This is a genomic window from Marinobacter alkalisoli (genome assembly GCF_045449855.1).
In the GTDB taxonomy this organism is placed as follows: Bacteria; Pseudomonadota; Gammaproteobacteria; order Pseudomonadales; family Oleiphilaceae; genus Marinobacter.
On sequence record NZ_JBJJLC010000005.1, the window covers coordinates 140358 to 155369 of the forward strand.

10 protein-coding genes are annotated in these 15012 nt (G+C 59.5%); 4 read left to right on the top strand and 6 right to left on the bottom strand.

Annotated features, from left to right (window positions below; translation table 11 throughout):
- Positions 1 to 30 precede the first annotated feature (30 nt).
- The 3 genes from ACJO5Y_RS02765 to ACJO5Y_RS02775 form a co-directional block, all read right to left on the bottom strand.
- Entirely contained in the window at positions 31 to 2364 is a 2334-nt protein-coding gene (locus tag ACJO5Y_RS02765) for a glucose/quinate/shikimate family membrane-bound PQQ-dependent dehydrogenase (RefSeq protein WP_406984875.1), read from the bottom strand.
- 99 nt (positions 2365 to 2463) lie between these two features.
- A complete protein-coding gene (locus tag ACJO5Y_RS02770; RefSeq protein WP_406984877.1) occupies positions 2464 to 4272 on the bottom strand; it encodes a glycerophosphodiester phosphodiesterase family protein in 1809 nt (602 codons plus the stop codon).
- A 45-nt stretch (positions 4273 to 4317) separates the two neighbouring features.
- Entirely contained in the window at positions 4318 to 6177 is a 1860-nt protein-coding gene (locus ACJO5Y_RS02775; RefSeq protein ID WP_406984879.1) for an LTA synthase family protein, read from the bottom strand.
- Positions 6178 to 6362: 185 nt separating this feature from the next.
- Here ACJO5Y_RS02775 and ACJO5Y_RS02780 point away from each other — a divergent pair, with 185 nt between their 5' ends.
- The gene (locus tag ACJO5Y_RS02780; protein WP_406985031.1) at positions 6363 to 7169 is read left to right on the top strand and encodes a hypothetical protein; all 807 of its coding nucleotides are present in this window, start codon (positions 6363 to 6365) and stop codon (positions 7167 to 7169) included.
- A gap of 9 nt (positions 7170 to 7178) precedes the next feature.
- Here the strand turns inward: ACJO5Y_RS02780 and ACJO5Y_RS02785 are convergent, their stop codons facing one another.
- Together ACJO5Y_RS02785 and ACJO5Y_RS02790 are read right to left on the bottom strand one after the other, a co-directional pair.
- A complete protein-coding gene (locus ACJO5Y_RS02785; protein WP_406984881.1) occupies positions 7179 to 7904 on the bottom strand; it encodes a UDP-2,3-diacylglucosamine diphosphatase in 726 nt (241 codons plus the stop codon).
- The gene (locus tag ACJO5Y_RS02790; protein WP_297792387.1) at positions 7901 to 8410 is read right to left on the bottom strand and encodes a peptidylprolyl isomerase; all 510 of its coding nucleotides are present in this window, start codon (positions 8408 to 8410) and stop codon (positions 7901 to 7903) included. The genes ACJO5Y_RS02785 and ACJO5Y_RS02790 overlap by 4 nt, the downstream gene beginning before the upstream one ends.
- 138 nt (positions 8411 to 8548) lie before the next feature.
- Between ACJO5Y_RS02790 and ACJO5Y_RS02795 the strand changes: the two genes are divergently transcribed.
- The 3 genes from ACJO5Y_RS02795 to ACJO5Y_RS02805 all read left to right on the top strand — a co-directional run bounded on the left by ACJO5Y_RS02795 (position 8549) and on the right by ACJO5Y_RS02805 (position 13883).
- On the top strand, positions 8549 to 10228 hold the full coding sequence (locus ACJO5Y_RS02795; RefSeq protein ID WP_406984883.1) for a glutamine--tRNA ligase/YqeY domain fusion protein: 1680 nt from the start codon (positions 8549 to 8551) through the stop codon (positions 10226 to 10228).
- Positions 10225 to 11607 (top strand): cysteine--tRNA ligase, encoded by a 1383-nt coding sequence (gene cysS, locus ACJO5Y_RS02800; protein ID WP_406984885.1) that lies wholly within the window; start codon positions 10225 to 10227, stop codon positions 11605 to 11607. Before ACJO5Y_RS02795 ends, cysS begins: the two co-directional genes overlap by 4 nt.
- A gap of 95 nt (positions 11608 to 11702) precedes the next feature.
- Positions 11703 to 13883: a malate synthase G gene (locus ACJO5Y_RS02805; protein ID WP_406984886.1), complete on the top strand. Its 2181-nt coding sequence runs from the start codon at positions 11703 to 11705 to the stop codon at positions 13881 to 13883.
- Between the two features lie 167 nt (positions 13884 to 14050).
- Here ACJO5Y_RS02805 and folD read toward each other — a convergent pair whose 3' ends face one another.
- Positions 14051 to 14908 (bottom strand): bifunctional methylenetetrahydrofolate dehydrogenase/methenyltetrahydrofolate cyclohydrolase FolD, encoded by an 858-nt coding sequence (folD, locus tag ACJO5Y_RS02810; protein ID WP_406984887.1) that lies wholly within the window; start codon positions 14906 to 14908, stop codon positions 14051 to 14053.
- Positions 14909 to 15012: the final 104 nt, after the last annotated feature.

Consider the following 15012-nt stretch of genomic DNA (forward strand, 5'->3'; position numbering starts at 1 on the left):
GTTGATGGTTATGTCGCTCTCATGCCGGGATCATTTAAGCTTGTAGGCCACTACAAAGTCGCCAATGGTGGTGCCGATGGAGCCATGGCCACCAGCTACCTGAACCACCATCTGTTCACCTTTGCTGTTCAGGTAGGTCATGGGTGTGGCCTGGCCACCAGCGGGTAATCGTGCGCGCCAGAGCTCCTCGCCGTTGGTCAGGTTGTAGGCGCGAATGTAATTATCCACCGTTGCCGCCAGGAAGACCACGCCACCTTTGGTGATCACCGGCCCGCCGATACCGGGCACTCCCAGTTTCAGGGGCACGGGAATCGGCGCCATGTCTTCGATGGTGCCGTTCTTGTGTTTCCAGGCAATGTCGCCGGTTCGGAGGTCAGCGCCCGCGACATATCCCCAGGGTGGTCGCTGACAGGGAATTCCCATGGGCGACATCAGTGGCTGAAGTTCCACGGCGTATTCCGCGCCGGCATTCTCGTTCAGGCCCTGCTCGCCGGTATTGGTCGGCCCCAAATCCTCCTGGTTCTTGGGTACCAGTCTGGATGTGAACGCCATATACAGCGGCATCCCGAACATGACCTGGCGCTCGGGATCCACCGCCACGCCGCCCCAGTTAAACACCCCGAAGTTGCCCGGGTACACGATGGTGCCCTGTTCCGATGGCGGTGTGTACTGGCCTTCGTAGCGCAGGGACTGGAACTTGATGCGGCAAATCATCTGGTCGATGGCGGTGGCCCCCCACATATCGGACGCTTTCAGGGGCGGCGGCCGGAAACTAAGCGCGGATACCGGCTGCGTAGGGGCCGCATAATCTCCCTCGATCGTGCCTTGCGGCGCCTCCTGTTCAGTGATGGGAATCAGAGCGTCGCCGGTTTCGCGGTTGAGTACGTAGACGTCCCCCTGTTTAGTGGGTACCACCAGCCCTGGCTGCACCCCATCCCTGGTTTCGATGTCCACCAGGCTCGGTTGCGCGGGGGTATCCATATCCCAGAGATCGTGATGCACAAATTGTTGTACCCACTGCACCTCGCCGGTTTCAAGGCTCAAGGCCACAACCGAGGAAGCGTAGGTTTCTTCCTCCGGCGTGCGGTACATGCCCAGTTGGTCCGGAGTCCGGTTTCCCATAGGGAAATACACCATGCCCAGCTCTTCGTCAGCACTGGCTATCGACCAGCTGTTGGGAGAGCTGGTGGAATAGGTGTCTTCGGCTGCGATGGGTTGGGTCTGATCCGGGTTGGCCGGATCCCAGTTCCACACCAGTTGGCCGGTTTTGGCGTCATAGGCGCGGATGACGCCCGATGGCGAGTTAATGTCATAGTTGTCGTTAACTGAACCGGCCACGACAACCAAACCGTTGGCCACGACCGGTGGTGACGTGGAGTAGTAATAGCCATCCTGGCGATAGGGCATGTTGTGCATCAGGTCCAGTTCCCCATTGTCTGCGAAATGACTGCAACGGGCGCCGGTTGCCGGATCCAGTGCCAGCAGCCGGGCATCGGAGGTAGGCAGGAAGAGCTGCGCATCGCAGGCAACGCTTTGCAGGTCCTCGGCGGGCCCCTGAGCTGTCTCCACGGGGAGAAGGTCGGTCAGTCCCTCTGCCGGTGGCAGATAGGAGACGCCCCGGCAGGTCTGGTGCTGACGCTGGCTTTCCGGCGGCACTTTGGCGTCGTAGACCCAGCGCTCCGTGCCGTCGTCCGCATCCAGCGCGACCAGCCAGTTGTGGGGGGTACACAGGTAGAGCGTATTGCCAACTTTCAGGGGCGTCGCCTGATAGGTGGTTTCAGTGACGTCGTCCGGCCCCTTGCGATCGCCGGTCTGGTATTCCCAGGCCTGTTCCAGGTTTGCGACGTTGTCGGGGGTGATCTGGTCCACGGGGGAGTAACGCTGCCCCAGGTTGCTGCGGCCATAGCTGAGCCAGTCGCCTTCGGGCACTTCGCCAAGGCGAGGATTGCCGATAACGGATTCGGCGTTGAGCTCACCTTCGATACGGTGGGCGTCATAGGGAATACTGGCCACGGTGAATAGCCCGACCACCACCCAGGCCAGGGCAAGGGTAGCCGCACCATGTCGTTGCCCGGCCACCGGGAAAAGCAATGGGATTGCGAGTACCAGGAGCACCCCGAGCCTTGAAGCCAGTGGCCACCAGTCAAATCCTGCTTCCCAGTATGCCCAGACGGCGGTGGCAACCAGCAGAAGGGCATAGAGTATCTGAGCGAAGGCGCGGCGGGATTTCAGCACCACGGCGATTGCGATCAGTGTTGCTCCGGCCAGCGTGTAGTACCAGCTGCCACCCAGGGAAATCAGCCAGACACCGCCTATAAGCAGGGGCAGTCCAAAAAGGAAAAGGATAATGGTCAGTAAAAGCATGAGGCTGAAAACTCCTTTTCTCGGACGTTGGTATGTCTTTGAGTAAAGGGGGCGGCACAGGCCCGGTCAAGTCCGGTTTGTATGAATGCCCCCAAGCACTTACCGCAACCAGTTGCGCAGCTTGGTGGCGAGCAGCTCCGCATCGGAAAGGGCGTCTCGCTCCCGCAGCAGCCTTGCCAGCACATCGGGCCTGTCGGTGATGATGTTATCAACACCCATATCCACAAACCGCGACATCGCCACCGGTTGGTTCACTGTCCATACGTGAAGTTCATTGCCGTCCCGGTGAGCCCTTGCCACGGCGGCCGGGGTTGCGCGATTCAATCGCAACCCCAGGATGTCGTAGTTGTCTTCCCACAAGGGCCCGATCACAAACTGGGCCAGCAGGGCTGTTTTCAGTTCGGGCTCCAGCTGTCTCACTTCCTGCAGGGTTGCCCAGTCTGCGGCGGCAACCACCGTGCCTTCCACAAAGTCTTTGTCCTGCAATAGCTCGACGACGGCGCGAGTGAGATTGGGGGTGTTGCGATCGGGTTTCAGGTCCACGAATAACCCGGCACGGCCACGAACCGACTCAATCGCCTGGGCAAGGGTGGCTACGCGTTCATTCCCGAAGGCATCGTCAAACCAGCTGCCGGCATCCCGGTCGCGGATGTCATCGTACGTCACCTCACTGATTCGCTCCTTCAAACCGAATACGCGCTTCATGTCAGAGTCGTGCCAGAGCACAGGTACACCGTCCGCGGTGATTTGAACGTCGATTTCAATATAGTCAGCACCGTCCCTGATGGCCTGCTCAATAGCGCTGAGCGTATTTTCGGGCGCCTGGAAGGCACTGCCGCGATGGGCGGTGATGGTGACCTGTTCCCGTTGGCCCAGAGAGTCCACCACAAACCAGGCCTGGGACAGTGCCAGAATGACCACCAGGGCTTCCGCAACCCAGGCCTTGGGGCCCGCGTTGTCCGGCATCGGGTAGCGAAGCGAGGGCTCCGGTGCGGGCAGGCTGTTGCCGCTTGCCCGGTGGTACAGGCTGACGATGAAAGCACCATAGGCGGCTGCCGCAAAGAAGGTCACCGCAATACCGATCAGGATGTAGCTGGCAATGAAAATGAAGACAGCGGGCACCAGTATGTCTGTCCGGTCGGGCAGGGTTGCGAACAGCGCGGTGGCGATATGATCAAACCCGAGAGTGACCAGAATCGGCAGCAGGATCACCATGGTCAGGCCGGAGATCAGTACGCCGGTGGCGTGTCCGCGGTGGCCCCGGGTCAGTCGGGTGCTTTCTCTCAGGGCATCCAGGGGGCGTTGGCTCTGCAACATCAGGCAAGGGACCGCCAGGATCCAGCGCAGGTAAAGCGTACCGTTGCAGATAGCCAGGCCGATCAGGGAGAGGGTGGCGCCCGCAGCAAACCACCAGAGTTCCGGTGGTTTCTCCAGGCGCAGCAGGTAGGGATCGTACGACGCCAGCAGCCATACCCAGGCAAGTGCGATTGCGGTCAGAAAGGGCAGTGCGATCAACAGGTGGGTAAGCACCTGGATCACGGTTAACTGGAATAGCGCGAGGCTTTTGCGCGCCGCCCCCCAGAGCGCGTTCAGGGCGGTACGGTAATGCCGGCACGGAGGCGATGCGGCGATCAGGGTCATGCCAGCCTGCTGCAACAGGATCACCAGGACGGTGAGGTTCAGAGTCACCACCACCCACACCAATCCCCCCGGCGAGATCAGAAACTCGAGAATCCCCCCGGTGCTGATCGCGGCCCGACCAGTGACTGGCCTCAGGGAGGCCAGTGCCCAGGTGATAGCCGGGGTGAGCACCGCCATGGCCAGACCTGAAAAGAACAGGTGAAGGGTGAGCAGGGCACGGCGTCGGGTGTGCAGGATATTCAGTGTGCTGGTGATCAGTGTTTTCATGGTTCCCGGACTTCAGGACGCTGAATGTGTTGCCGGTGTATGAGGCTAGTTCTCCGTCGGCTCCGGCACGGTTGCATTTTCAAACAGTGCCAGCCGGTCCTCCAGTGACAGGAACGGTGGCTCGTCGGATTCCTGGAAGGTGCCAAACATACGTTTTGGATCGAAAGACCAGGACGTGCAGCGCGTCAGCATTTCGGTACATGCCAGTAATTGCCCGCTTTCACGAAGGAAATACTTGAGCCCGGTGTAAGTGTCTGCCAGCAGGATATCCCGTCGCTGGCGATCGTTGGAGACCAGCAGGCTGCGGCCAATCATGCTGCCCGCCTGTTCACCATGGCCGGTGACATCCAGGATGGTCATGGGGATGTCCAGTTGAGCGGTAATGGCATTCTTGTTGGCGTAGCGGGACAGATCCTTTTGCTCAGGGGGACGGACTGCCAGCGCCCCCATATTGCTGTTGAGGGGCAGGGTTTCGTGGTCGGTGCGCACAAAGCCCCCTGATTCGTCGGAGGTCAGGATCACCAGGGTGTTGTCCAGGATGCCGGCGGCCTCGAGTTGCTCCAGGAAGTTCCCCAGGGTCTTTTCCATCACTTTCATTGCGTCCCGGCGCGCTTCCTGTGGCTTCACGATCTTGTTTTCATCGGATTCTTCACCGGCCGCGGCCCGATCCGTCTCCATTTTCTCCTCGGCTGCTTCACCAATGTTAAACGGATGGTGGGTGCCTACGTTGAGCAGGGTGACAAACCACGGCGAGGTTTCCTGATCCAGTGCCAGGAGGCGATCGGCAACATCGGCGAAGTACTCCGGGTCCGGCGGCCCCCAGCCCTCCATGTCATCCCCGTTGTCAAAACGTTCGGCGCCGGTTACATCCATGAACCCCGCCCTGGGCATGAATTCGTCTTTTTTCATATAGGTTATCGGTGCGGCCTGCCAATAGGCCGTGTGGTAACCCTGGGCCTTCAGTTTGCCCGGCAGGCAGTCGGGACTGACGCGCTCCTCGGCCACGTCCAGCATTTTGGTGGAGGCCCGGCGAAAATCCGGGTAACGCCCGCAGATGATGGTGAAGGTTCCCCGGTCTGTCTGGCGCTCCATACTGAGCGTATTGCGATAGAGCCGGAAACCCCGGTTTTTCAGGACGCCCTCCAGATGTTCAAGCCGGACAGCGGGCTCCAGTTCATGATATTGGCTGACACTGGGGAAGTAACCGCCGGACAGGCCTTCAATCATGATCAGCAGCACGTTCGGATGCCTGTCGTTGGGGCGCGACGTGACCTGCTGGTGAAAAAAGTTGGTACGTACTTCCAGGCTTTCGTCCGCTTCTACGGCTTCGTCACCTATCACGATGCCCAGGGGATTGATGATGGCTCCGGGAATCTGGGCAAACAGGCTGGCGACCACATTATTGGCTGGCGTGGTCAGACTGGGGAAAGAAAGGCTATACACCAGTATAACGGCGGCAGCCGCTGTGATCAGTGGCGTGCTACTCTCCGGCGGCACGGGCACCAGCGCACGGTGGATACGGTGAAGGACCCAGGCGAAGGCAATATAGGCGGGCAGGAGAAACAGGTAGACGTTGATCAGGCTGCCACTGATAAAGGTCGGGTTCATACCCTTGCCGGCGAAAGCCAGCTGAAACAGCGTGCCGTGTGTGGTCAGATGCATGCCTGCAACGTAGGCAGCGCAACCCAGCAGGATCACCAACAGGGCACGGAACGGCCCCTTGGTAAGAGTCAGCAACACCCCGAGTATGAAGGCGCCGGCCAGGTCGCCAGCCAGGGTACCGACGGGGCTGGGCCAGACACCGCTCTGGAGAATCAGACCGGCTCGCACCAGCAAAAGCCAGCCGAAGGCCAGCAATACCGTCAACAGAAAGCGACGATCCGTGAGGACCGTTAAAAATCTCATGGGGCTGACTTTCCTGTGCAAAGTGTTTCCATACAGTATGCTTGAGTGTTCTCGGGCTTCAACTCTTTGGCTGAGCTGAGGCGGCTCTGTGTCGCAGAATTAATCTTGGGGACATCGTATTCGGTGTTTAAATGTGGGCGGTAGCGACTGTTTGTCAGGAAGGGAGGATCAGGGTTTTGCGCACGATGGTGGTTGGCCTGTTGTTGGGGTTCGCGATTCTGTTGCTGGTCGATGGGACCACCCGAGGGCAGCGCGCGCTGGATTTGTCCCTTACCGAAGCCGAGCTGGCGTGGATCGGCCAGCGGGTGTTCCAGAATGAATGCGCCGGCCGGCAGGAGTGCCTTGTGCACTGGAACCAGGGCGAGGCGTTTCCTTCGCTCGGCATTGGGCATTTCATCTGGTATCCGGAGGGGGTCGACGAACGATTTGTCGAGAGCTTTCCAGCGCTGGTCTCCTTTATGAAAGAGCGAGCGGTGGCGGTGCCCGAGTGGCTCAGCAATACCGCGCCCTGGCCGGACCGGGGCGCATTCCAACGAGTGGCGGACAGCCCTCAGGTTGAAGCGTTGCGCCGGTTCCTGGCCGAAACCAAGGGGCTTCAGGCAGAGTTTATCCTGCAGCGGGCCCGCTCTTCTATGAAGGCTGTTGTTGCGGCGGCGCCAGAAGGGGAGCGGTCACTGATCCGGGAGCGTCTGGCGGCTTTGATTTCGACACCGGGGGGTGCCTATGCCCTGCTGGATTACGTGAATTTCAAAGGGGAAGGGCTGTCCGCTGCCGAAGCCTATCGCGGAGAGGGGTGGGGGTTACTACAGGTGTTACGGGCGATGTCCGGACCGGATGACGGAACGATGCTCGAGCAATTCCGGAGCGCGGCCGCGACAGTGCTGACCCGGCGGGCCAACAATGCCAGCGATCCCATCGAGAAAGAGCGCTGGCTACCTGGCTGGCTCAAGCGGCTCGACACCTACCGGGAGCCGCCTGAGTCCGTGCTATGACCGCCTTTCTCAGAGCGGCTGCTTGTCCAGTACGGGTTCCTTTCCAGGCTCAACGCTGAGCCACCAGACATGCTTATCCCAGTCGCCCAGCACAATGCGTTTGGCCGGCTTGCCATTGGCTTCCAGCTGATGCTCCGCAGGGCGATGGGTGTGGCCGTGGATCAGCCGTTGCACACCGTGCTCTTCCATGACCTTGACCACCTCTTCCGGGGTGACGTCCATGATGAACTCGTCCTTGCCCTGGTTTTTCGCCATGCTGATCTCCCGTAACTGGCGGGCCATCTGCTGGCGGTCTTCCAGGGGACGCTGGAGGATCATCTGCTGCCATTGCGGGTTGCGCATGTTCTCGCGGAACTTCTGGTATTCCACGTCGGCGGTACACAGGCTGTCACCGTGCATCAGCAGGGTGGGGGTGCCATATAGATCCACCACAGTGGGGTCGTCCAGCAGTGTGGCCCCGGCGCGAGCGCAAAAGTCCTCACCAATCAGGAAGTCACGGTTACCGTGCATCAGGAAAATGGCGGTGCCGCTGTCGCTGAGAGTCTTCAGCGCCTTGGCAACCTGCTCCTGTAGCGGGGTACGTTCATCGTCCCCGATCCAGGCCTCAAAGAAATCCCCCAGGATGTAGAGCTGTTCCACACCACGGGCGCGATTTTCCAGAAACCCGAGAAACGCGTCGGTAATGTCCGGCCTGGACTCTTCCAGGTGAAGGTCGGAAATGAACAGCGTGGTCACGCCGCGCCTCCGTCCCCGACTACCTCCGCCTTTTCGATCACCACGTCTTCGGCGGGAACGTCCTGATGGCCGGCACGCATGGTGGTACGCACGGCGCGGATGGCGTTCACCGTGTCCATGCCGTCAACGACCTTGCCGAACACACAGTAGCCCCAGCCTTCTGCGTTCTTTGCAGTGTGATCCAGAAAACCGTTGTTCTCGACGTTGATGAAAAACTGGGCCGTTGCGGAGTGCGGGTCCATGGTGCGGGCCATGGCCACGGTGCCCTGCATGTTGCTGAGCCCGTTGTCGGCCTCATTCTGGATCGGCTCCCGGGTTTTGCGTGGTGTCATGCCCGGCTCGAATCCGCCGCCCTGAACCATGAAGTTGCTGATAACACGATGAAAAATCAGTCCGTCATAGAAGCCGTCACGCACATACTGCTCGAAATTCTTGGCGGTTTCCGGGGCTTTTTCGTAGTCCAGTTCCAGTGTGATGTCACCGTGGGAGGTTTTCAGCAGAATCATCAGGGTTTCCTGTTCAGAAGGTTGAATATCGATAGAGGACACATTGTACTGAAGAGTTTCTGCGTGTGCATGAGTTAGGGCAGTATTTGTGAGTATAATACGCGGTTTCAGATCCACTCCCTTTTAACTAGAGAACCTATGAGCGCCGAGTCGAAGAAAGCCCATAACTTTATCCAGAGCCTGATCGAAGACGCGATTGCCAAAGGCGAGCACACCGGCCAGGTGGTGACACGGTTCCCGCCGGAGCCGAACGGCTACCTGCACGTCGGGCATGCCAAGTCCATTTGCCTGAATTTTGGTATTGCCGACACCTTTGGTGGTGAGTGCAACCTGCGTTTTGATGACACCAATCCCGAGAAGGAATCCCAGGAGTACATTGATGCCATCAAGCAGGATGTGGAGTGGCTGGGCTACACCTGGGGCGGCGAGGTTCGTTATGCCTCCGATTACTTCGATACCATCTATAACTTTGCTGAAGAGTTGATTGCCAAGGGCAAGGCGTACGTGTGCGCGCTGACGGCGGACCAGATGGCGGAATTCCGGGGTTCCCTGAAGACTCCGGGCAGAGACAGTCCCTACCGCGACCGTCCGATCGACGAGAGCCTGCAGCTGTTCCGTGATATGCGCGACGGCAAATACCAGAACGGTGAGCTGGTGCTGCGGGCCAAGATTGATATGGCGTCTCCCAATATCAACCTGAGGGATCCGATTCTGTACCGCATCCGCTACGCGGACCATCACCAGACCGGTGACAAGTGGTGCATCTACCCGATGTACGACTTCACCCACCCGATTTCCGATGCCATGGAGGGGGTCACCCATTCCCTGTGCACACTGGAATTCGAGGATCATCGACCGCTCTACGACTGGGTGCTGGAGAACATTTCCGCTCCGTGCCAGCCACGGCAGATTGAATTTGCCCGGTTGAACCTGAATTACACCATCACCTCCAAGCGCAAGCTCAAGCGCCTGGTGGATGAAGGCTTTGTGGACAGCTGGAACGACCCGCGCATGCCTACCATTTCCGGCATGCGCCGCCGCGGTTATACGCCGGAATCCATCCGCACCTTCTGCGACATGATCGGTGTCAACAAGGCGGGCGGCACTGTGGATGTGGGCATGCTGGAACACGCCATCCGTGAGGATCTCAACACCCGCGCGCCGCGCGCTATGTGTGTGATGCGGCCGTTGAAGGTCACCCTGACCAACTATCCGGCGGACAAGACTGAAACCCTGGTGTTGCCGGTTCATCCGCAAAACCCGGACATGGGGGAGCGGGAAGTGACCTGGAGCCAGACGCTCTATATCGACCGCGAGGACTTCGTCGAGGAACCTCCCCGCAAGTGGAAGCGCCTGGCGCCGGATCAGGCGGTCCGCCTGCGTGGCGGTTATGTCATGACCTGCCGTGAGGTTATCCGGGATGACAGCGGTGAGATCGTCGAACTCAAGTGCGAATACGATCCGAACACTCTGGGGGTGAATCCGGAAGGCTACAAGCCGAACGGGGTGGTTCACTGGGTGTCTGCCACGGACAGTGTCGAGGTCGACATCAATCAATACGACCGGCTGTTCAACCACGAGTCTCCGGACAGCGACAAGGACGGTGATTTCGTCGACCACATCAACCCGGAGTCCCTGGTGCGCCTGAGCGGTGCCCGCGCCGAAAAAGGGTTGGCGGAGCCTCATACGGATCTGCCGTACCAGTTTGAGCGTGAAGGTTATTTCTTCTGTGACCAGGAGCAAACCGAAAGCGCCGGTCGTCCGGTGTTCAACCGCACCGTAACGCTTCGTGATTCCTGGGGTAAGGGGGGCAAGTGATTCGTATACACAACACGCTCACGCAGCAAAAGGAAGAGTTCAAACCCATCGAACCGGGCAAGGTGCGCATGTATGTGTGCGGCATGACCGTGTACGACTACTGCCACCTGGGCCACGCCCGGGTGCTGGTGGCTTTCGATGTGATCACCCGTTACCTGCGCCATCGTGGTTATGACGTGCACTACGTGCGCAACATTACCGACATCGACGACAAGATCCTGCGCCGGGCGGATGAGAACGGCGAGGTTTACACCGACCTGACCGAACGCATGATCGCGGCCATGCACGAGGACGAGGCTCGCCTGGGCGTACTCTCCCCGACGGAAGAGCCCCGCGCCACGGCTTACATCGATGAGATCATTGCGATGATCCACAAGCTGGTCGCCAGTGGCCACGCCTATGCCGCGGATAACGGCGATGTTTACTTTGCTGTGGAGTCGTACAAAGACTACGGCAAGCTCAGCAAGAAAAAGCTGGAAGACCTGGTGGCCGGCGCCCGGGTGGATGTGCAGGAAGCCAAGCGCAGCCCGGCGGATTTCGCTTTGTGGAAAGCCGCGAAGCCGGGCGAGGTAAGCTGGGAGTCTCCCTGGGGGGATGGCCGGCCGGGCTGGCATATCGAGTGCTCGGCGATGTCCAACTGCTGCCTGGGTGAAACCTTCGATATCCACGGTGGTGGGCCGGATCTACTGTTCCCGCACCATGAGAACGAAATCGCCCAGTCAGAATGCGCCAACGGCCATACCTTCGTGAACACCTGGATGCACGCCGGTGCGATTCGGGTGAACAAGGAGAAGATGTCCAAGTCCCTGGGCAACTTCTTCACCATCCGCGAGATACTGGAGAAGTACCCGCCGGAGATCGTGCGTTACTTCCTGGTATCCAGCCACTACCGCAGTCAGGTGGATTACTCGGAAGAGAGTCTGGCGGAGGCCGGCCGCACCCTCACGAAGCTTTACCATGCCCTGCGTGGGGTGATTCCGGCCAAGGACGTGGCGGAGACTGAGCACGACAAGCGTTTCGAAGAAGTTATGGATGATGATTTCAATACCGCCGGAGCCATAGCCGTGCTCCATGCCGTGGCCAATGAAATCAATCAGCACCGTCGTGAAGGTGAGGACGAGGAGGCCAGGCAGGCTGCGGCCGTGCTGGTCCGTCTCGGCGGCGTGCTGGGGCTCTTGCAGCAGGACCCGGAAGCCTTCTTCCAGGCGGACACCGGTGGAGAGCTGACCTCCGGGGAGATCGAGGCCATGATTCAGGCCCGTGCGGAGGCTCGCAAGGCAAAAAACTTCGCCGAAGGTGATCGCATCCGCGACGAACTGGCGGAGAAAGGCATCATTCTTGACGATTCTCGTGAAGGAACGACTTGGCGTCGGGGCTGACCTTGTACGGATTTTCCCGTACAATCCCGCGCTCACTTAGAAACAACTCCCCTGTCAGAGGGAGTCGGGAAATTAACCCACTGAGGCAGACAACGATGACAGAACGCGTACAAGTCGGCGGCATTCAGGTCGCGAAGAATCTGTATGATTTCGTGAACAACGAAGCGATTCCGGGAACCGGAGTTGATGCAGACAAATTCTGGGCTGAATTCGACAAGATCGTGAACGAGCTGGCGCCGCGTAACCGCGAACTGCTGGCCAAACGCGATGCCATTCAGGAAAAGATGGACAGCTGGAACCGCGACCACAAGGGTCAGAAGCTGGACATGGCCGAGTACAAATCTTTCCTGAAGGACATCGGCTACCTGGTTGACGAGCCGGGCGAGTTCAAGATCTCCACTTCCAATGTGGATCCGGAAGTCGCCACCATGGCTGGTCCGCAACTGGTGGTTCCGATCATGAACGCCCGCTTTGCCCTGAACGCAGCCAACGCCCGCTGGGGTAGCCTGTACGACGCGCTGTACGGCACCGACGCCATCTCCGAAGAGGGTGGTGCGGACAAAGGCCGCGGCTACAACCCGGTCCGCGGCGCCAAGGTTATCGAGTTTGCCCGCAACCTGCTGGACAGCTCTGCTCCGCTGGCTTCCGGCAGCCACAAGGATGCCGCCAAGTATCTGGTTGAAGCTGGCAAGCTGGTGGTCAAGCTGCAGAACGGCGAAACCACTGGTCTGAAAGACGAAGCCGGCTTTGTTGGCTACACCGGCGCTGCTGATGCGCCGACCGGCGTGCTGCTGGTCAAGAACGGCATGCACTTTGAAATCCAGATTGACGCCAGCCACCCGATTGGTAAAGACGACGGCGCCAACGTGAAAGACGTACTGATGGAGTCCGCGCTGACCACCATCATGGACTGTGAAGATTCTGTTGCTGCCGTGGATGCGGACGACAAGGCCCTGGCTTACCGCAACTGGCTCGGCCTGATGAAGGGCGACCTGCAGGAAACCTTCGAGAAGGGCGGCGAACAGCTGACCCGTAAGATGAACGCTGATCGCGGCTACACTGCACCTGACGGCGGCGAGCTGAGCCTGAAGGGTCGCAGCCTGATGTTCATCCGTAACGTGGGTCACCTGATGACCAACCCGGCGGTGCTGCTGAAAGACGGCAGCGAGATTCCGGAAGGTCTGATGGACGGCCTGATCACGTCCCTGATCGCCATTCACGATCTGAAGGGCAACGGCAAGTTCCAGAACAGCACTACCGGCTCCATGTACATTGTGAAGCCGAAGATGCATGGCCCGGAAGAAGTGGCGTTCACCAACGAATTCTTCGGTCGTGTTGAAGATGCCCTTGGTCTGCCGCGCTTTACCCTGAAAGTCGGCATCATGGACGAAGAGCGTCGTACCACGGTGAACCTGAAAGCCTGTATCCACGCAGCCAAAGAGCGTGCGGTATTCATCAACACCGGCTTCCTGGACCGTACCGGTGATGAGATTCATACCTCTATGGAGCTGGGTCCGTTTATCCGTAAGGGGCCAATGAAGCAGGCAACCTGGATCAACGCGTACGAGCAGTGGAACGTGGACATCGGTCTGGAGACCGGTTTCCGTGGTGTGGCGCAGATCGGTAAGGGCATGTGGGCCATGCCGGACCTGATGGCAGGCATGCTGGAAGCCAAGATCGGTCACCCGAAAGCTGGCGCCAATACGGCCTGGGTACCGTCCCCGACCGCTGCCACCCTGCACGCGACCCATTACCACCAGGTATCGGTGGCGGACATCCAGAAAGAGCTGGAGAGCCGCACCCGCGCCAACCTGGACGACATCCTGACCGTGCCGGTCATGGACGATCCGAAGTCACTGTCTGCTGAAGATGTTCAGCAGGAGCTGGACAACAACGCCCAGGGCATCCTGGGTTACGTTGTGCGCTGGATCGACCACGGCGTTGGTTGCTCCAAGGTGCCGGACATCAATGACGTGGGTCTGATGGAAGACCGCGCTACCCTGCGGATTGCTTCCCAGTTGCTGTCCAACTGGCTTTACCACGGCATTTGCTCGGAAGAGCAGATCATGGAAACCATGAAGCGCATGGCCGCCGTGGTCGACAAGCAGAATGCCGCTGACCCGTCGTACCGCGCGATGGCCGGAAACTTCGATGACAGCATTGCCTTCCAGGCAGCGTTGGATCTGGTTCTGAAGGGCCGCGAGCAGCCGAACGGCTACACTGAGCCGCTTCTGCATGCCTACCGCCTGAAGGCGAAGGCCAAGTACGGCCAGTAAGTTTTAGCCGTGCAACAAAAAGCCCCGCTTTCGAGCGGGGCTTTTTTGTGGGGAGCCTTCAGGGCTTTGTCGGATTACGGCTGCGCCTAATCCGACCTACGGGAGGGGGGCTGGAGCTTGTAGATGTAGGTCGGATTAGCGAAGCGTAATCCGACAGAACCGCAGGCTTAGTCCTTATGCAGCTCATTCGCCGCGTACAGGGTATTCTCCAGCAGCGTCGCAATCGTCATCGGCCCCACACCGCCGGGCACCGGCGTAATATAGGCGGCACGTTCTGCTGCGACCTCAAAATCCACATCACCCCGCAACTTGCCGTCTTCCATGCGGTTGATGCCCACATCAATCACCGTGGCCCCGGGTTTCACCCATTCGCCTTTAATCAGGCCGGGCTTGCCCACGGCGGCAATCAGGATATCGGCTTCGCCCACAAACTTCTCCAGGCTGGGGGTGAAGCGGTGGCAGATCGTGGTGGTGGCGCCTTTCAGTAGCAGTTCCATGATCATGGGGCGACCGACAATGTTGGATGCGCCGACAATGACCGCGTGCTGGCCCTTGTAAGGTGTGTCGATGCTGTCCAGCAGGGTAATGACTCCCGCCGGTGTGCAGGGGCGTAGAGCCGGTTTGCGCTGCACCAGGCGACCGATATTGAATGGGTGAAAGCCATCCACATCCTTGTCGGGGCGGATTTTGAGCAGAATCGGGTCAGCGTCGAGATGGGCCGGCAGAGGCAGTTGCACAAGAATGCCGTCCACGGATGGGTTCTCATTGAGTTCGTCTATCAGCGCCTCCAGGGTCTCCTGGGAGGTGTCTTCCGGAAGGTCATAGGACAGCGACAGGATGCCTGCCTCGTCGCATGCCTTGCGCTTGTTGCCGACGTATACCTGTGAGGCGGCGTCGTTGCCGACCAGAACTACGGCAAGCCCCGGGACTCTCAGCCCTTGCTGTTTACGGGTTTCCACGCCGGCGGCAACCTGCTGGCGAACCTTGGCGGCAATCTCTTTTCCATTGATCAGTTTGGCGCTCATGTCTCTGTACTTGTCGGTTGGGCAAAAATGAAGGCTGCGCATTGTCTCATGCTTCGATCAGAACTCCAATTGGCCACATGCCTGAGGTGGAGGGCAGGGAACTT